The following is a 19,528-nucleotide window of genomic DNA, read 5'->3' on the forward strand; positions in this document are numbered from 1 at the left end:
ATGCATACATATTATTTTTAACAAAAAATTGAATATTCTACAAAAATGAATTCTTAATTTTTTGACATAAAAAAAAGCGAGATATAAATCTCGCTTTTTCAAACACTTATGTTTTATTTTTTGTTTTACTCTACAGTAACTGACTTAGCCAAGTTTCTTGGTTGATCAACATTACAACCTCTCATAACTGCTATATGATAAGATAAAAGTTGCAACGGAATTGTAGTAATTAATGGCGATAAAGCATCTGATGTTTCAGGAATTTCAATCACATAATCCGCTAATTCACGTACTTGTGTATCTCCCTTAGTAACTACAGCGATGATTTTTCCACTTCTGGATTTTATTTCCTGAATATTACTTACAATTTTATCGTAATGTCCTTGCTTAGGCGCAATTACAATTACTGGCATTTGCTCATCTATTAAAGCAATTGGTCCGTGCTTCATTTCTGCCGCAGGATAACCCTCAGCATGGATATACGAGATTTCTTTTAGCTTTAAAGCTCCTTCTAGCGCCACAGGAAAGTTATAACCTCTTCCTAAGTACAAACAATTTGGAGAATCTTTAAAAACAGCTGCAATTTCTTTAGCAACATCATTAGTTTCTAAAACTTCTTTTACCTTGTCTGGTATAAGCTCTAATTCTTGTAAATATCTATGGAAATCAGGATTAGATAATGTTCCTTTTGCTTTTGCTAAACGCAAAGCAATCATTGTTAACACAGTAATTTGAGTTGTAAATGCTTTTGTAGACGCAACTCCAATCTCTGGACCTGCATGAGTATAAGCTCCTGCGTGAGTTTCTCTAGAAATAGATGAACCAACAACATTACAAACACCAAATACAAATGCTCCATGTTCTTTTGCTAATTTAATAGCAGCCATTGTATCTGCAGTTTCTCCCGATTGAGAGATTGCAATAACAACATCTGTTTTATTGATGATAGGATTACGGTATCTAAATTCCGAAGCATATTCAACCTCTACTGGAATTCGGGCAAATTCCTCAAAGATATATTCTGCAACTAAACCTGCATGCCATGAAGTACCACAAGCAACAATAATAATTCTGTCAGCATTAAGAAATTTTTCCAAATTATCTTCAACACCTGCTAGCTGAACAATTCCTTCATTTGCATGAAGTCTTCCTCTATACGTGTCTTTTATAACGCTTGGTTGTTCGTATATTTCTTTAAGCATGAAATGGTCATAACCTCCTTTTTCAATTTGCTCCAAATTCATTTGAAGTTCTTGAATATAAGGATCAACCAAAGAATCATCTTTAATTTTTCTGATTTTAATAGGCTTATGCAATCTGATATTGGCCATTTCACCATCTTCCAGATAAACTGCATTTGTAGTATATTCGATAAAAGGAGAAGCGTCAGATGCAATAAAATATTCACCTTCTCCAACACCAATTGCTAACGGACTACCTAATCTGGCAGCAACAATTTCATTTGGATTTTTTCTATCAAATACTGCAATAGCATAAGCACCTACAACTTGATTTAATGCAACCTGAACTGCTTTACCTAGTTTAAGATTTTCTTGTTTTTGAACATCTTCAATCAAATTCACCAATACTTCAGTATCAGTATCAGAATGAAAAATGTATCCTCTTTTTTTCAACTCTTCTTTAAGCGGAGCATAGTTTTCAATAATACCATTATGTATTATCGCCAAGTCTCCTGAGTTTGACAAATGAGGATGCGAATTCACATCGTTAGGAACACCATGTGTTGCCCAACGCGTATGTCCTATTCCTATAGTTCCGTTTGTCGTAAAATTATCTTTAGCCTTAGCTTCAAGATCCGAAACTTTACCTTTTGTTTTACAAAGTTTAACTGCTTCTCCGTCATATAACATAACGCCAGCACTATCATATCCTCTGTATTCGAGTCGTTTTAGTCCTTTAATTACAATAGGATACGCCTCTCTATATCCTATATATCCAACAATTCCACACATATCTATTTAAATTAATTTGGTTTCGTGTAGTAAATCTGAAGTTTCAATCTCTTATCAGCTGCCGCAGGAGTTCCTCCATAAAGAATTGTCCCTAACGGATTCAAAACAGATGCTCTCGGAGCTGCAGTAAAAGGAATTTCAGGCCTAGCAGTTAATTTTTTATCTGAATCTCTTAATTTATTAGAAGTGATTGTATTTATATCCTCTGTAACTACTATCCCCATCTTTACATTAGTTGAATCCTTATATTTTATCAAATTTCTAACATGATTAGTAATTCTGATTTTATAACTGGTACCTCTTTTACTTGTTGGATCAACATTTATAATACCACTAAAAATCTGTTTTGCTTTTTTTACATCAGTAGAAGCACTTGGAGTTCCATCATTATAATAATCAACAATAGGTCGATTATTATTAAAATCGTACAAATAAATTCTGTTTGGTTCTGAGCTATTCTTCATAGCATCCGAATCAATATTAAAAACTAAATTTGCTTCATTAATCAACCACCCTTTACTTCTAATTTCATCTAACTCTCCTGGCGCAAAAAGCTCTAACACTGCCATTGATCCTTCTCCTCCTTTTAAATACAGCTTATCATCACCTGTAACTTTAGGAGTAGTTATTGCAGTATTGTAAGCAGGATTTACATTACTTTGATTTAAAAGATTTACAGTATTACCAGTTAAATTAAGAACAAGCGTTTTTGACTCCATTGTTTCCTCTGGATCTGTTGTTATAACAGTCTTTGCTTTATAATAAATTGTTACTTTACCTTTCTTAAAATCCATCATTGCCATATTTCCAGGATCACTACCAGATTTATCAATATTAAAATATAATCCTCTGAAATAATTTTTAAAAACATCATTTGTAGCTAAATTAGATGCTGAAGCTTTTAAAATTCTATCTTCAAAATAAGTTTTATCTAATTTTAATCTCATTGCTGGAGCACTCCTTGTAACAGTCACTTTTCCAGTGGCATCACTAGTACTTTCTCTAATTTCACTTGAACTAAAAACAAATGCATCATTATTCAATGGATTTGAAGCATTATTCAAACGACTAGCAACTTTAGCATTATAAAAATCAGAATTTTGATTCGTATAAAAAAGCTGCTTATTCTGAAAATTATTACTTGGATCTAGATCCGCCATATAATAACCCGACTCATAAATACTTAGCTTTATTTTAGACAAATCAGGACCATATATTGAATCCAATTTATAAACACTACTTCCATCTGTATTTTGCGCCGTCATATGACTAAAATATGGAACACTTAACACAATACTATCCGCAACTGGGCTTGCACCAATAACCGGAGCCACAGCTGCTAATGTCAACTGAGTAGCAAAATTAGCCGTTGTAATACCAAATGCTGGATTATCATAAATCCCTAATTGATTTATATTTAAATTATTAGATTGTATTGGAAATATTTGTTGATTATAAGCTACAACATTTGAATTGTATATCGCTAAATCAAAGTGATTATCACCTATTAAATCATCACCAATAACATTGAAATCCTTATCGCAAGAATATAAAAGAACAACGCTTGCAACTAAAAGTATTTTCTTAAAAAAAGAAGTATTATACATGTGTAATAAAAAAGTTAAATTTTAAAGAATCTCGTTTTTATAAAAATTTGTATACGCTTCTGCGAATGCATCTTTTGCGGCGAAAGGTAAAAAAGGTTTTCCCGAAGATTCTATAAATTTTGTTAAACTTGAAGATAGGTTATTTGAAGCTATAATTACTCCATCAGAATGAAGAATACTTGCCTTTAAAATATTTTCATAATTTGGAATCTCTAAGTCTGAAACAGCTTCATGTGGAATACCATCAAACTTTACTTTCTTAATCATTTCAGGGTCTAATGTTTCATCAAACGATTGCGTATAAACAGACGTTACAATCTTGGTTTCAGAAAATAACGCTTCATGTTTATAATAATGTTTCATATAAATAGGCAACATTGCAGCCATCCATCCATGTACATGAATAATATCTGGAACCCAGTTTAATTTCTTAACGGTTTCAACAACTCCTTTTGCAAAGAAAATTGCTCGTTCGTCATTATCTGGATACATCACGCCTTCTTCATCGGCAAAGGTTGCTTTCCTTTTAAAATACTCATCGTTATCTATAAAGTAAACCTGAATTCTCTCCTTTGGGATAGATGCTACCTTAATAATCAATGGCATATCTAAGTCGTTCACTACCAAATTCATGCCTGAAAGCCTGATTACTTCGTGCAACTGGTGTCTTCTTTCATTGATATTCCCATATCTTGGCATGAAAATTCTTATCTGTCCGCCTTGATCATTAATCATTTTTGGCACATCATAAGACATTAAAGAAACCTCATTTTCAGCCAAATAAGGCACGACTTCAGATGATACATACAATATCCTCTTATCTTTCATAATAGTAATTTGCTTAATTTTTGGTAATAAAAACGATGCAAAATTACAAAATTTTATGCAGTTATTAACTAATATATTATGTTTGCACTAAATTTTAATAATACCACCATGCATATTTTCTACGGTAAAGTTGCTTTAATAGCTTATTTAAAAACTATTAAAACCGAAAATTCGAGTGTTGGTTTCGTACCAACCATGGGCGCTTTACACCAAGGTCACCTAGCATTAATGCAACGATCATTGAACGAAAATGATGACACAGTTGTAAGTATTTTTGTAAATCCAACACAGTTTAACAACCAAGAAGATTTAGCAAAATACCCCCGAACTCTAGACGAAGATGTAAAAAAAATGCGCACATTAAGCGATAAAATAATTTTATACGCTCCAACTGTCGAAGATATTTACGAAGGTCATACTGTTTCTCAATCCTTTGATTTCGACGGATTAGAAAACCAAATGGAGGGAAAATTCAGACCTGGGCATTTTAATGGTGTAGGTACAATTGTAAAACGTTTATTCGAGATTATCACTCCTACAAACGCTTATTTTGGAGAGAAAGATTTCCAGCAATTACAAATTGTAAAGAAAATGGTCGAAAAAAACCATTTACCTGTAAATGTAGTTGGTTGCCCTATTTTTAGAGAATCAAACCAATTAGCAATGAGCTCCAGAAACGAACGTTTAACACCCGATGAACGTCAGGAAGCTGCTATAATTTACAAAACCTTAACCGAAGCAAAAGAAATATTTCAGACTAAAAGTCCCGAAGAAACAATTGAATTTGTAGAAAATTCCTTCAAAGACAATGATAAGTTTGAATTAGAATATTTCGTAATTGCCGATGAATCTACATTATTACCTATAGAACACAAAAATAAAGACAAAAATTACCGCGCATTTATAGCAGTATTTGTTAATTCTATTAGGTTGATTGACACTATTTCATTAAATTAATTTACTTTTGTAGCATGCAAATTCAAGTAGTAAAATCAAAAATACACCGTGTAAAAGTAACTGGAGCCGATCTTAATTATATTGGCAGCATTACTATTGACGAAGCCTTACTAGACGCCTCAAATATTATTGAAGGTGAAAAAGTAGCAATTGTGAACATCAATAATGGCGAACGTTTTGAAACGTATGCTATTAAAGGAGAACGAAATTCGGGCGAAATAACCCTAAATGGTCCTGCAGCAAGAAAAGTACAAAAAGATGATATCATCATAATCATTTCTTACGCAACATTGGAGTTTGAAGAAGCCAAAACCTTCAAACCATGGATCGTTTTCCCAAATGAAAATGACAATTCGTTGACATAAATCCATTTCTTAACAAATAAAATCATCCTTTTTCAAAGTTAAAATTTGTAAAAGGATTTTTGTCGTATCTATAAGCCAACTAATCAACATTGCTTTGCCAATTTGCAATTAACAAGTATTAAATAAGAAAAATAAAGTACTATATTGCTACTCTATTTTAACAATCTTAAAATTTCAGAAATCCCAAATTATGAAAAAAGTTTACCTACTACTTCTTTTTATTTCAATTACAGCTTTTTCTCAAAGAAAAACAGAAACAATTAATTCAACATCATTAGAAGAAACAAGAACCATTACTGTAGAATTACCTGCTTCTTACGAAAATAATAAAACCAGAAATTACCCTGTTCTTTATTTATTCGATGGAGAATATCTTCTTGATCCATTTAGTGGTGCTTTAAAATATGGTACCTATTGGGATGATTTACCAGAAGTTATTATTGTAGCTATTCATCAAAATAAAAATGATGAACGCGAAGACGATTCTACCTTCGACGGAATTAATGGTTTACCTTTTGAAAAAGGAGCTGAATTTTTCGAATTTGTCGCGGGAGAAGTAATCCCTTTAGTGGAAAGAAAATACCGCACAGCCCCGTTCCGAATTATTGCTGGTCATGGTGTAACTGCAGGTTATTTGAATTTTTTCTTGTATAAAGAAGTTCCTTTGTTTAATGCCTATATCTCTATGAGTCCAGAATTGGCAACTCAAATGGAAGTGCGTGTTCCTGAAAAATTTGCTAAATTAAAAACACCTTTATTTTATTATCTATCGGCTGCCGATGGAGATGTTAAAAAGACAAAAGAACCTATTCAAAAACTAGATCAAAACATCAAAATAGCCAACAATCCTTTAATAAATTACAAATACGATTTATTTAAAAATACGACTTATTATTCAGTGGTTTTATACTCGATTCCAAATGCTTTAAATCAAATTTTTGATGCATACAAACCTATAAATTTAGCTGAGTATAATGACAAAATAGTTATTCTTAAATCTGGTTATGTAGATTATCTAAGAAACAAATACGATATCATCACAAAAACATTAGGTGTAGAAATGCCTGTTCGAATGAATGATTATATAGCAGTAGAAACCGCTATTTTAAAAAACAATGCTTACGACGAATTGGGTATATTAGCCGAAATCGCCAATACAAGCTATCCTAAAGCAATGCTAGGCGAATATGAATTAGGATTGATGTATGAAAAAATGGGTGATGCAAAAAGAGCTTCAAAAAAATATCAAAACGCTTCCCAAATGGAACCTATTGGTAAATTAAACAAAGACTTGATGTATGACAAAATAGATGAAATGAACGGTCTTATTAAAAAGAAATAATGTCAAAAGTTAAAACAACATTTTTTTGCCAGAATTGTGGCGCCCAATATTCCAAATGGCAAGGGCAATGTAATTCGTGCAAAGAATGGAATACCATAGCCGAGGAAATTATCCAAAAACAAGAAAAAGTTGCTTGGAAGAGCGAACCTACACCTAGTGGAAAGGCTCCTCGCCCTTTACGAATAAACGAAATAGATTCGACTCAGGAAGTTCGTATGGACACAACTGATGGTGAATTAAACCGTGTTCTTGGTGGTGGTATTGTTCCTGGTTCATTAACTCTTTTAGGAGGAGAACCCGGAATTGGAAAAAGTACACTTTTACTTCAAGTTTCATTACAACTACCCTATAAAACTCTATATGTTTCGGGAGAAGAAAGCCAGAAACAAATAAAAATGCGTGCCGAAAGAATCACGCCAAATGGTGACAATTGTTACATTCTTACCGAAACCAAAACACAAAATATCTTCAAACAAATTGAAGCCATTCAGCCCGAAATAGTAATTATCGATTCTATCCAAACGCTTCATACGGATTATATCGAATCAACAGCCGGAAGTATTTCTCAAATTAGAGAAACTACTGCTGAGTTAATCAAGTTTGCCAAAGAAACCAATATTCCTGTTATCCTGATTGGGCATATTACCAAAGACGGAAACATAGCAGGTCCTAAGATTTTGGAACACATGGTAGATACCGTTCTACAATTTGAAGGAGACAGAAATCATGTATATCGTATTTTACGATCACTTAAAAACCGTTTTGGATCTACTGCCGAATTAGGAATTTACGAAATGCTGGGAAGTGGCTTAAGAGAAGTAAGTAATCCGTCTGAAATATTAATTTCGCACAAAGACGAAGAATTATCAGGAACAGCAATCGCTTCGACACTTGAAGGAATGCGTCCGTTAATGATCGAGATACAATCCTTAGTAAGTACCGCAGTCTACGGAACACCTCAACGAAGTACTACAGGATATAATGCCAAAAGATTAAACATGATTTTGGCTGTTTTAGAAAAAAGAGCAGGATTTCGCTTGGGAGCAAAAGATGTATTCCTGAATGTAACCGGAGGAATTTCTGTAGATGATCCTGCGATAGATCTTGCTGTAGTTGCAGCTATTTTATCCTCAAATGAAGATATTCCTGTAACTAAAGGTTTTTGTTTTGCAGGAGAAGTTGGTTTATCAGGTGAAATTCGTCCTGTAAACCGAGTTGACCAACGCATACAAGAAGCAGAAAAATTAGGATTTTCGACTATTTTTGTATCTAAGTACAATAAAATTGCATTAAAAAATACAGGAATAAAAATTGAGCTTGTTGCTAAAATCGAAGATGTAGCCAGTATTCTTTTTGGTTAATCCAATAATTTATATTTTAAAAATCTCGCTCAGAACCTTAATTTAATAAGATTTTGAGCGAGATTTTTTTTATAAAGCAATTACTAAAATTTTGGTGCACTAAAACTTCCCTCGGTAATTGTAAATGTTTTTCCATCTCTTGATCCAGAAAAACTAAATGTCCCTGCGATTTTTTTATCACTTTTCTCCGTAATATTCACAGTTCCTGATGTTGCACTAATATTATTTATTTCAGGTTTAAAACTAAAATTTGCTTGGTAGGTAGTTGTAAGATTTGACAAATCATATACAATTGGATGACTTCCTGTTGTAAAATCCAAAGGCAGCCATATAGAAATACTTTTAAAAGTATCATCAATCCCTTCAAACCCCATTATATTTATGCTTCCTGAAGTAATTATAGCAGGGTTAAAATTATAAGCAACCCCATTATATTTAAATTTAATATACCCTTCTGCACTTGTACTTTCCTCTACATTATCTTCTGATGAATTGTCACTACTGCAAGAAGATGATACTACTAGTGAAAAGATGGCAACAGCCATAAACATAAATTTCTTTAAAGTTTTCATTTAAACTGATTTTAATTATTAATAATTCTGCAAATATATAAGATTTGTACTATGAAAAATATATTATTTAAAAAGCTGCAAAATTGAATCAAAATATACATACTGAATAAGGAAACTTTTGCACCAACTTTTCCAATTCTTTAATGGATTTTTATTTTCTTTATAGACTGATAATTCTAATTCAGATAATAGAAGCCGAATTATTTCAAATAGCAATTCAATTTATGAAGTTTCCAAAACAAAAAATATTCAAAGCATTCCTAATACTTGCATTAGTTTTAGTGGTACTTTTTTTAGGATTTTACTTTTTTAGAGATGCCCTTTTGCATAAAGCTATAGCGAAGGTCTCCGATAAAATGAACAAAGAATACAACAGTACGTTTTCGGTAAAAACAGCTTCTTTTGATGGGCTTTCGGGGATAAAACTAACCAATGTAATCTTGGTACCAAAAAATGCAGATACACTTTGTAATATTCACAATATAGAAACCAGTATTAGTTTATCGCATTTATTGGTGGGAGATATCCAGATTGGAACTTTAAAAATCGACAGAGGCTTTATACAATTAGTAAAAAAGGGAAACATCAAGAACTTTGATGCATTCTTAAAAAAAGACAGTACTAATACTTCTAAAAACGAAAAAAGAGAATATGCAGCGTATGCCTATAGAATAATATCAAAATTATTAAATCTTGTTCCTACCGATATGAAGTTGGAAAATTTAATTTTTAAGATTGATGATAATGGTAAGAAAGCACAAATTGCAATAAATAAATTAGCTTTAGTCGATAAAGAACTCGAGACCAATTTACATGTTCAAACCAATACATTCGATCAACGCTGGAACATAAAAGGATTTGCTGACCCAAGGAATAAAAAAGCCGATATCCGCTTTTTTAATCTTGACACAGGAGCAATAAGAGTACCTTATATCGATGACCGCTTTAATATGCTAGCTAGTTTTGACTCTATACGATTGAATATTGAGAACATTAAAAAAGACGGAAGCGAACTTCATATTGATGGTTATTCCTCTATCACAAATTTAAAAATTAACCATGCCAGAATTGCTAGCAAAGATGTTGTTATAAAAAATGCCCGTTTTGATTATCGTTTCCTATTGGGTTCCGATTTTATTTCGATAGATAGCACATCGACCGTTCAGTTAAACAAGATAAAGTTCCATCCTTATGTATCCTATAATACCCAATCGGATACGATTTATACTCTAAAAGTTGCCATTCCTAAAATGAAAGCGCAAGATTTTATTGTCTCATTGCCAGACGGTTTGTTTACTCATTTTCAAGGCATGGAAGCTACAGGGAATTTCGATTATAAACTTGATTTTAAATTCAACAAAAACAAGCCAAATAGCTTAGTTTTTGATAGTAAACTAAACAAAGAAAACCTTGTTATCACTAAATATGGAGAAGCAAACCTTACCAAATTAAATGGTGAATTTGTATATCGTGCTATTATAAAAAATGTACTGCAAAGACCAATTTTAGTAGGTGCTGGGAATCCAAATTATACCCCGATTGAACAAATCTCTCCTTATCTTCAAAAATGTGTTTTAACTACCGAAGATCCTTCGTTCTTTTCTCATCGTGGTTTTATTAATGAAGCTTTTAAACAATCGATATTAAAAAACATCCGAACCAAGAAGTTTTCTCGTGGTGCAAGTACCATAAGTATGCAGCTAATAAAGAATGTTTTCCTTACCCGAGAAAAAACGTTGTCACGCAAACTCGAAGAGATTTTACTGGTTTATATACTCGAAAATAATCGTGTGGTAAGTAAGCAACGTATGCTCGAAGTATATTTTAATATCATCGAATGGGGACCAAATGTATATGGAATTGGCGAAGCAAGCCGTTTTTATTTCCAGAAAAGTCCGTCAGATTTAAGTCTTAACGAATGTTTATTTCTGGCTACGATTATTCCGAGTCCAAGAAAGTTTACTTACCAATTTAATGACCAGGGAAACTTGAAAGATTACGCTATCAGAAATCAAAAATTCCTAAGTAATATTATGTTGCGTCGCGGTGTTTTAACTTCTGAAGACACTATTAACAAATTACCCGTTTACATTTCGGGAAATGCTCGCTCGCTATTGCGAATAAAAGCACCCGATTCTACAGCTGTTCCAGTAGATTCTATGTCTATAGATGATGAGTTTGATCTTTAAATCTTTTTAGTAGATACTTCAAGATTTCGGTAACCTAGCAGCATGATATATATGATCGGTTGCTAACGCGAGCGTCTCGCTCGTGAGCATGAAGTCATTTCGTCCTTAAATAAGTTTACATATTTATACTTGATTTTGATTGTGTTCACGAGCGAGACGCTCGCGTCAGCAAAAGTCAAAAATATTTTAAAATCCTTATTTAAAATTTTTCAGGAAATCTTCTTTATACGTTGGGGAAACTTCAATTTCGGCTCCGTCATTTAGCGTTATGATTCCGCCTTTATTATATGCTTTTACGCAATTCATATTAATGATGTGCGATTTATGAACTCGTATAAATGGCAAGGGCAAAATTTCGGAAAAGTGCTTTAAGAACCGACAAACCATTTTCTTATTTCCGTTATTTAGGTATAAATCGGTGAAGTTTCCATTGCCTTTTAATCGGACAATTTCTTCCATTTTAACCACTTCAAAACCTTCTAATGTTGGTAAGATTACTTGTTGCTTTTCGGGTTTAGTTTCATGAAAATTCTCAATGATAATTTTGTTTCTATTAAAAATTTCGTGGTTCATAACCTGATGATGCACTTTGTTTACTGCAACAATTAATTCTTCGATACTAATGGGTTTTAGCAAATAATATGCAGCACTTTGGTTTAAAGCCTTTAATGAATATTCGGAAAAAGCCGTAACAAAAATCGTTTCAAAGTGTAAATCCTTGCACGCTTCGAGAACATCAAAAGCATTCCCGAAAGGCATTTCTACATCCAGAAAAACCAATTGTGGTTGTAGTTCATGCAATAACGGAACAGCTTCTTTTATATTCTGTGCTTCGCCAATAACCTCAACTTGCGGACAATATTTACTCAAATAATTCTTGAGTACTTCTCGTGCTGCAAGTTCGTCTTCGACAATTACACTTTTTATCTTCTGGAAAGTCATCATAATTTATCTATTAACGGAAAAACAATTCTAACAATCGTTCCTGTTTCTGGTATTTCTTTTTCGATAATTTCAAAAGAAATATTCTTTTTATACAATTCGTTCAGCAAACCAATACGTTCCTTAGTATTACTTAATCCTCGGGATTCATGTGCTTTTTGATTGCTTGTTTTTAGTTCACGACTTTTGGTTAAACCAATACCGTTATCTTCTATAGTAACCACAACTTTTTCGGCTACAAAATCAAAATTAAGATTCAAAAATCCCTTTTTATCAAGATAACGCAATCCGTGCCAAATTGCATTTTCCAGATGTGGCTGAATAATCATATTAGGAACCAAAACAGTTTCGGCATCCAAAGCTTCACTAACACTAATTTTAAAATCGAATTTGTCCTGAAAACGCAAATGTTCTAAGTCCAGGTATTTCTTTAATTGTTCAATTTCTTTATCTAATGTGATGAAATCTTTATTGGAGTTTTCCATCATATTCCGCATTAGATTAGAATAAGAGGTCAGATATTTATTGGCTTCTAATTCTTTATTTTCCGAAATAAACTGATTCACACTATTCAAACTATTAAAGATAAAGTGCGGATTCATTTCTCGTCTGAGCGACTGCAAAGCGATTTCTTTATTTTTAGTTTTTATCGAATACAAGGCTTTTACAATAAATAGGAATAAAAGCAAGAGCAATAATATAGAACCTAAAAGAAAATAATTGAAGGTATTTTTCTTTGTAATTAATTCATCTTTTAAGGTTTTTTCTTTTTCTAACTGACGAATTTTATCTTCGGTTACCTGAAACGTTTTTGCATCAATTAGCGTAGTATCAGATTGGATTAGTTCGTCAAAATTCTTAAAGAACTGCTCATATAAAGCAATACTTTCTTTATCGTCTCCTTTGGTTTTGTAATACGCTATTAAAGCCGACAAACTTTTCTTTGCCTCGGTAGAATTTCCATTTTTAGATGCTAAATCATAGGCTTCTTTAAGCGACAGAATGGCTTTCTTAGGCTCTTCTTTTTTAAAATAAAGTTTTGCCAAAGATTGCAATTGCTTGATTTGTGTACTGAAATCTTGTTTGGTTTTGGCTTCCGCCAAAAGTCTTTCATTTATGCCAATCGCTTTCTCAAACTGATTATCCGAAGCATATACTTTGGCTATTTCATTTTTAATCTTAATGACTTCTTCCGGTTTATCTTTTGCGTAAGCGAGCGCTTTATTGTAACTCTCTATTGCAACTATTTTATTTTGCTGTTGTAGAGAATTCTCCGCTTTTTGAACATATGCCGCAGATACCTCATCGATTTTATTCTCTTTTTTAAGTAACTCAATATTAGAATTTACATATCCTGCTTGCGTAATCGGGCTTGCTTGTGTGCGCAATCGGTTAGCGTCATTCTGGTTTATTTTTTCCTCACTTTTATCTTCTGAAATAGCCCCTGCTGCTTCATAATTTTTTATTGCCGAATCAAACTTTTTCTGGTTCTCTTGTACTTTGGCAATACTTCTTGTTACTCGTATTTTATCATCTGCAAGATTTTGTTTGGTATAACTTGCTAATGCTTTTTTATAATATTCTTCGGCCTTTGCATTATCTCCTTTATTAAGGAATTCATTCGCAAGGCGTTCATAATTTTGACCTATTTGCGTTTCATCATTTACATCCAATGATTTTTGTAATTCTTTAGATACTTTGCTCATTTTGGAAATTGGCACTGCTTTTTTCTTGGCAAGAGAATCCTGTGCCACTACTCCAAACGGAAGTAACAACATTAGAAATAAAGAAAAAACGACTACTAAACGACTCATATATTTTATCTTTTTTTTTAAATCTTAGTGCCTTAATTTCTTAGCACCTCAGAACCTTCAAAAACAATACTGTAAAGTAAAGTATTTTATATTCCGTTTACAACTCGTTTCACCAAGTGAAAATACCGTTTCACCATTTCTGCAAAAAACGAACTCTTTAAGTTTATAAGTTTGGTCTATAATCACAATCTAAAACATAGGAAATCATGAAAACATCAATCCTTATCTCAGCGCTTTTAGCAACTACATTCTCTTTTGCAAATAGCAATTACACTAATGCAAACTTCAAGAAGAATACTAAAATTGAAAAACCAATAACTGCAGAAAAAACCAAAATACAAGTTGCATTATTATTAGATACTTCTAGTAGTATGGATGGATTAATTGATCAGGCAAAATCCCGACTTTGGAATATTGTAAACACTTTGACAACTTTAAAATACAATGGACAAAATCCCGATATCGAAATTGCTTTGTATGAATATGGCAATGACGGTTTATCAAAACAATCTAATTACATCCGACAAATAGCACCACTTTCGACCGATCTAGATTTGATTTCGGAAAAACTGTTTTCTTTAAGTACAAATGGTGGTAACGAATACTGCGGAGCTGTGATTCAGGATGCGACCAAACAATTAAAATGGGCAAAGGACAACAACAATATGAAGCTAATTTATATTGCAGGAAACGAAGAATTTAATCAGGGTGGAATTAATTATAAAGAAGCCATTAGCAATGCTTTAAAGAATGATATTTATGTAAATACTATTTATTGTGGCGATAAAACCCAAGGTATAAATGAATTATGGAAAGATGGTGCCGATTATGGAAAAGGCAAATACTTTAATATTGATTCCAACCAAACGGTTCGTTATATAGTAACTCCTTATGATGTTGAAATTACTAAATGCAATGAAAAAATCAATAAAACTTATATTGGTTATGGTTCAAAAGGCTCTGAGAAAAAAATGAATCAGGAAAAACAAGACAGAAATGCTCAGGGAGTTTCTGCATCTAATTATGCTGAGCGTGCAGTGAGTAAATCTAAAGCTGTTTATAAAAACGATAGTTGGGATTTAGTTGATAAAGTAAAAGATGACGCTACAGCTATTTCGAAAATAAAAAAAGAAGAATTGCCTGCTGAACTTCAGAATAAGTCTACTGCCGAATTAAAAGTAATTGTTGCGCAAAAAACCAAAGAAAGAGAAAATATTCAAAAGGAAATTAGCGAACTTGCTAAAAAACGTCAAGGCTATATAGATACCGAAGCAAAAAAGACAAAAAAACAAGATGATTTGGGTAATGCCATAAACACATCGATTGTTGCTCTTGCAAAAGTTAAAGGATATACTGTTGAGAAATAAATAAAGTGTGAAAAATAAATTATTTAAGAATATGAAAAAGAGTATCCTCTTTTTGATTTTTGTAGGAATTTTTTCTGTTAGTTTTAAATGCATCCATAAAGAAGAAAATCTTAAAACACCTAGTTCAAAATCTTCTTCTAAAGAAAAACTAGAAAACCAGATAAACGAAATTAAAAAGTTTGTAAACACATCTTCGAAATACAATACCGAAGTTGGCTTTTTTATCGATATGGGAATTGCTTCTGGCAAGAAACGCTTTTTTATATATGATTTAAAAAACGATAAACTACTTAACAAAGGTTTGGTTGGTCATGGATCTGGTTCGGAAACCGGAATTCCTGGAAAGTTAAAATTTAGCAACGTAAAGAATTCGCTTTCTACCTCGTTAGGAAAATACTCGATTGGGAATTCGTATGAAGGCACTTTTGGAAAAGCATATAAATTATACGGATTAGACAAAACCAACGATAATGCCTTTGATAGAAATGTGGTTTTACATAAATATAAGGATGTCCCTTTTGAAGAACAAATAAATCCTATTTGTAACAGTTATGGATGTCCGATGGTAAATGAAAAGTTTTTTGGTGTAGTTGAAAACATAATTGATAACTCTAAAAAGAAAATCATTCTCGTTATCTACTATTAAAACCCATTCAAATTTTCGTTATTTGTAATCCTTATTCCCCTAAACAAACAATTTAAATATTAAACTCATGATAAAAAAAATAGTAACATCAGCTTTATTATTGATTGGCGCAATTGCATTTGCACAAAAGCCAATCTTTACAACGGCTAAGGTAAAAGCCGCAACAGTATATTTTAATGCTGCCGAAATTTCGCAAACGGCAAGCGCTAATCTTCCGTTAGGAACAAGCGAGATTGTGATAAAAAATGTAGCTGTAGACTTAAATGAGAATTCTATACAAATAGGAACTCCATCGACAGTGACTGTTCTTTCGGTTCAGTTTACTAATAATTATATCTCCGAATATGAAGTAGATACTAAATCTCCCGCTTTAAAAAGAGTTAGAGATAGTATTGTTTTGGTTCAGAAAGAGCTTCAGAAAGTTAATAACACGATAAATTCTGAAACAAAAACGATTCAACTTTTAGATAAAAATCAACAAATTTCGGGTGTGAATTCTGGTTTGAATGTTACTGAATTAATGAAAATGGTTGAGTATTATAAAAACAAGCAAATCGAAATTGCCAATACTATTAATACACTTACTGAGAAGCAACAAAAGCTTAACGAAACACTTCAAAAACTAAATAATAAACTTGAAGTTGATACAAGTAAAGAAGAGAAAACCTCATCGGGAAAACTAATCGTTCAGGTTATGAATGAAGTTGCAGGTGCTGTTCCATTAGATATTTCGTACTTAACAAATAATGCTACTTGGACTCCATTTTATGATTTACGTGCCGAAAGTGTCACATCGCCTATTAATATGATGTACAAAGCTCAGGTAATCCAAAATACAGGTATCGATTGGAAAAAAGTAAAACTTACTTTATCAAGTGGTTATCCTAACCAAAACAATCAGGCACCAATATTGAGTTCTTGGTTCTTGAGAAATAATAATATTGTTCAGGCAGCATATGGCTATAAACAAAAAGGTGTAATGAATCAACTACAAGGAAGAGTTGCAGGAGTTGCAATAAATGATGATGCTTCTGCAAATATGGAAATAGCAGCTGCTCCATCACCTGTAATAACTGAATCATCTGTTTCTAATTACACTACCGTAGAAGAAAACCAACTTAATGTTTCTTTTGATATTGATATTCCTTATGATATTTTATCTAATGGTAAAGTACATAGTGTTTCTCTTAAAGAAATAAAACTACCTTCATCGTATAAATATTATGCTGCACCAAGAGTTGAAAATGAAGCTTTTCTTCTTGCTGAAATTGCCGATTACAGCAAATACAATTTGTTAAGAGGTGAAGCCAATATCATTTTTGAAGGGATGTATGTAGGTAAAACTTTTATCGAACCAAACCAAACCAGCGATACTTTAAATTTAAGTATGGGCCGTGACAAAAAGGTATCTATAAAACGTGAAAAAGTAGCCGACAAATCGGGAACTAAGTTTTTATCTTCTAAAAAAGAACAAACTTTTACTTACGATATCACTGTAAGAAACAACAAGAAAGAAGCTATTGAACTTTTATTAAAAGATCAATATCCTTTGACTACGAATAAAGAAATCGAAGTTGAATTATTACAAAATGATGGTGCAAAAGTAAATTCTGAAACTGGAATCCTAACTTGGCAATTACAAATGAAGCCTAATGAAATCAAGAAATTCCGAATTAGCTATAAAGTAAGATATCCTAAAGATCAGGTATTAAATTTATAAATCTCTTTCAAAATAAAATCCCGATACAATTAAACGTGTATCGGGATTTTTATTTTAATATCTTCCAGTAATGCTTAATATGGAACGCAGATAAAAACAGATTTTATTTATAGTCTTTTTAAAAAATCCGTCCTGACGCTTCGGGATCGCGTCTTTACTTTTGTAAATCTGTGTTATCCGCGTTCCTTTATAGACAATCTATGCTATAAAAGTTTGTAGTAACTGAAAACTGAGACTGAAGCTAAAAACTTAACTACGGTGCTGGATCAGGAATTACAGCGTGAACCGCATTGATTTCGGCAATAACTTCGTCTGATAATGTAAGGTTAATAGAATCTATATTTTCTTTTAATTGCTCCAAAGTAGTTGCTCCGATAATAGTACTTGTTACAAATGGTTGCTGATTAACAAATGCCAACGACATTTGTGCAAAATTTAAACCATGTTTATTAGCAATTTCCTGATACATACGTGCTGCTTTGGTACTTTGCTCACTACTATATCTTGTATATTGTGGAAACAAATTAAGTCTTGAGTTTGGATGTTTCTCACCTGATAAAAATTTACCTGATAATACTCCAAAAGCCATTGGCGAATACGCTAATAAACCTACATTCTCTCGCATACAAACCTCAACAGAAGCATTCTCGAAAAGACGATTTAATAATGAATATGGATTTTGAATTGTTTTAACTCTTGGTAAATTATTGTATTTGTTCTCTTCAAGAAAACGCATGATTCCCCAAGGATTTTCATTAGAAAGTCCTACATGTTTAATCTTTCCTTCTTTTATAAAACCTTCCATAGTTTGTAGAACTTCATGGATATTATCTTCCCAAGCGTCGTCCTGAATTTTAAGTCCGCGTTGTCCAAAACAATTTGTTTTACGCTCTGGCCAATGCAGTTGGTATATATCTACGTAATCGGTTTGTAATCTTTGTAAACTTTGGTCTAATGCATATTTTAAACTTGCTGGCGAGAAATCTATTTTCTCACGCATGTAGCCAAAATTATCATTTGGTCCAGCGATTTTTGTTGCCAAAACCACATCTTCTCTTTTTCCTGATTTTTTAAACCAGGTTCCTATAATCTTTTCTGTACTTCCGTAAGTTTCTTTACTTGCAGGAATAGAATACATCTCGGCAGTATCAAAAAAATTAACGCCTTGTTCTAGCGCATAATCCATCTGAGCGTGTCCTTCGGCTTCGGTGTTTTGTTGACCAAAAGTCATCGTACCAAGATTTATTTTACTTACTTTAATATCGGTATTGGGAATTGTAGTGTATTTCATTTTTTAAGGTGCTAAGGTATTGAGTTGCTAAGATTCTAAGCTTTTTATAGCTTTTTACGAATAAGGCTCAAAGGTACAAAGCAATATTTCAAAAGAAAAAGGTTCAAAGTTAAAAAACTCTAAACCTTTTTATACCATAGTCATCTTCGGAAATAATCTTGTTTTATTTTCTGTCACAGATTAAAAGATTTTTGAAATCTGTTAAAGCTATATCCGAATTACTGTAAACTTGTCATTTCGAGGAACGAGAAATCTCCACGAGTAGCTCGACAAAGATTGTGGAATTTCTTACGGAGATTTCTCGTTCCTCGAAATGAACTGTGTTTAAAAGCAAATTTATTTTTAATTATTTTGTAAATAATATTCATTTTTTGATGCTAAAGCAAATGCTTGTTTAAGTAGTTTGTTTGCTACAGCGATTAAAGCTATTTTTTTAGCTTTTCCTTTTTCGACTAATCTATCGTATAATTCTTTACAAGCAGCATTACATTTTTTAGCAGACCAAGAGCAAACATATAGCATTGCCCTAATGCGACTCATGCCCATTTTACAAA

The 19,528-nt window shown here is 32.4% G+C and carries 15 protein-coding genes and 1 pseudogene; 8 read left to right on the forward strand and 8 right to left on the reverse strand.

Features of this window, described 5'->3' with window-relative positions; genetic code table 11:
- Window positions 1–125 precede the first annotated feature (125 nt).
- Genes glmS through B8T70_RS11720 form a run of 3 tightly spaced genes read right to left on the reverse strand, consistent with a single transcriptional unit; the run spans window position 126 to window position 4,408 of the window.
- Window positions 126–1,973 carry a glutamine--fructose-6-phosphate transaminase (isomerizing) gene (gene glmS / locus B8T70_RS11710; RefSeq protein WP_039113239.1) on the reverse strand — a complete coding sequence of 616 codons (1,848 nt, stop codon included), beginning with the start codon at window positions 1,971–1,973 and terminating at the stop codon, window positions 126–128.
- An 11-nt stretch (window positions 1,974–1,984) separates the two neighbouring features.
- Complete coding sequence (locus B8T70_RS11715) at window positions 1,985–3,580, reverse strand: DUF4270 domain-containing protein (RefSeq protein ID WP_086894965.1); 1,596 nt, start codon at window positions 3,578–3,580, stop codon at window positions 1,985–1,987.
- A gap of 21 nt (window positions 3,581–3,601) precedes the next feature.
- Window positions 3,602–4,408 carry a glycogen/starch synthase gene (locus B8T70_RS11720; protein WP_039113242.1) on the reverse strand — a complete coding sequence of 269 codons (807 nt, stop codon included), beginning with the start codon at window positions 4,406–4,408 and terminating at the stop codon, window positions 3,602–3,604.
- Between the two features lie 78 nt (window positions 4,409–4,486).
- On the opposite strand from B8T70_RS11720, the gene panC reads away from it, so the two are divergent.
- The 4 genes from panC to radA all read left to right on the forward strand — a co-directional run bounded on the left by panC (window position 4,487) and on the right by radA (window position 8,433).
- Window positions 4,487–5,365 (forward strand): pantoate--beta-alanine ligase, encoded by an 879-nt coding sequence (gene panC, locus B8T70_RS11725; protein ID WP_086894966.1) that lies wholly within the window; start codon window positions 4,487–4,489, stop codon window positions 5,363–5,365.
- Between the two features lie 14 nt (window positions 5,366–5,379).
- Window positions 5,380–5,730, forward strand: a complete 351-nt coding sequence (panD, locus tag B8T70_RS11730) for an aspartate 1-decarboxylase (protein WP_035623468.1) — start codon at window positions 5,380–5,382, stop codon at window positions 5,728–5,730.
- 190 nt (window positions 5,731–5,920) lie between these two features.
- Window positions 5,921–7,072, forward strand: coding sequence for an alpha/beta hydrolase (locus B8T70_RS11735; RefSeq protein ID WP_086894967.1), 1,152 nt, complete (start codon window positions 5,921–5,923; stop codon window positions 7,070–7,072).
- On the forward strand, window positions 7,072–8,433 hold the full coding sequence (radA, locus tag B8T70_RS11740) for a DNA repair protein RadA (RefSeq protein WP_039113245.1): 1,362 nt from the start codon (window positions 7,072–7,074) through the stop codon (window positions 8,431–8,433). The genes B8T70_RS11735 and radA overlap by 1 nt, the downstream gene beginning before the upstream one ends.
- Before the next feature lie 83 nt (window positions 8,434–8,516).
- On the opposite strand, the gene B8T70_RS11745 is transcribed toward radA, so the two are convergent.
- On the reverse strand, window positions 8,517–9,005 hold the full coding sequence (locus tag B8T70_RS11745) for a DUF6252 family protein (RefSeq protein WP_086894968.1): 489 nt from the start codon (window positions 9,003–9,005) through the stop codon (window positions 8,517–8,519).
- Window positions 9,006–9,229: 224 nt separating this feature from the next.
- Between B8T70_RS11745 and B8T70_RS11750 the strand changes: the two genes are divergently transcribed.
- Window positions 9,230–11,194 carry a biosynthetic peptidoglycan transglycosylase gene (locus tag B8T70_RS11750; protein WP_086894971.1) on the forward strand — a complete coding sequence of 655 codons (1,965 nt, stop codon included), beginning with the start codon at window positions 9,230–9,232 and terminating at the stop codon, window positions 11,192–11,194.
- 195 nt (window positions 11,195–11,389) lie between these two features.
- On the opposite strand, the gene B8T70_RS11755 is transcribed toward B8T70_RS11750, so the two are convergent.
- Both B8T70_RS11755 and B8T70_RS11760 read right to left on the reverse strand, forming a co-directional pair.
- On the reverse strand, window positions 11,390–12,139 hold the full coding sequence (locus B8T70_RS11755; protein ID WP_086894969.1) for a LytTR family DNA-binding domain-containing protein: 750 nt from the start codon (window positions 12,137–12,139) through the stop codon (window positions 11,390–11,392).
- A complete protein-coding gene (locus B8T70_RS11760) occupies window positions 12,136–13,950 on the reverse strand; it encodes a histidine kinase (RefSeq protein ID WP_039118140.1) in 1,815 nt (604 codons plus the stop codon). The genes B8T70_RS11755 and B8T70_RS11760 overlap by 4 nt, the downstream gene beginning before the upstream one ends.
- Window positions 13,951–14,156: 206 nt before the next feature.
- Between B8T70_RS11760 and B8T70_RS11765 the strand changes: the two genes are divergently transcribed.
- The 3 genes from B8T70_RS11765 (at window position 14,157) to B8T70_RS11775 (ending at window position 17,683) form a co-directional block, all read left to right on the forward strand.
- On the forward strand, window positions 14,157–15,317 hold the full coding sequence (locus B8T70_RS11765) for a vWA domain-containing protein (RefSeq protein ID WP_039118139.1): 1,161 nt from the start codon (window positions 14,157–14,159) through the stop codon (window positions 15,315–15,317).
- Window positions 15,318–15,348: 31 nt separating this feature from the next.
- Window positions 15,349–15,963: a murein L,D-transpeptidase catalytic domain-containing protein gene (locus B8T70_RS11770; RefSeq protein ID WP_039118138.1), complete on the forward strand. Its 615-nt coding sequence runs from the start codon at window positions 15,349–15,351 to the stop codon at window positions 15,961–15,963.
- Between the two features lie 67 nt (window positions 15,964–16,030).
- Window positions 16,031–17,683, forward strand: coding sequence for a DUF4139 domain-containing protein (locus B8T70_RS11775; protein ID WP_086894970.1), 1,653 nt, complete (start codon window positions 16,031–16,033; stop codon window positions 17,681–17,683).
- Between the two features lie 253 nt (window positions 17,684–17,936).
- On the opposite strand, the gene B8T70_RS11780 is transcribed toward B8T70_RS11775, so the two are convergent.
- On the reverse strand, window positions 17,937–18,974 hold the full coding sequence (locus B8T70_RS11780; RefSeq protein ID WP_039118137.1) for an NADP(H)-dependent aldo-keto reductase: 1,038 nt from the start codon (window positions 18,972–18,974) through the stop codon (window positions 17,937–17,939).
- A gap of 342 nt (window positions 18,975–19,316) precedes the next feature.
- Window positions 19,317–19,528: pseudogene (locus B8T70_RS11785) on the reverse strand (IS110 family transposase); the annotation flags it as partial.

The sequence above is a fragment of the Flavobacterium sp. AJR genome (assembly GCF_002156885.1).
In the GTDB taxonomy this organism is placed as follows: domain Bacteria; phylum Bacteroidota; class Bacteroidia; order Flavobacteriales; family Flavobacteriaceae; genus Flavobacterium.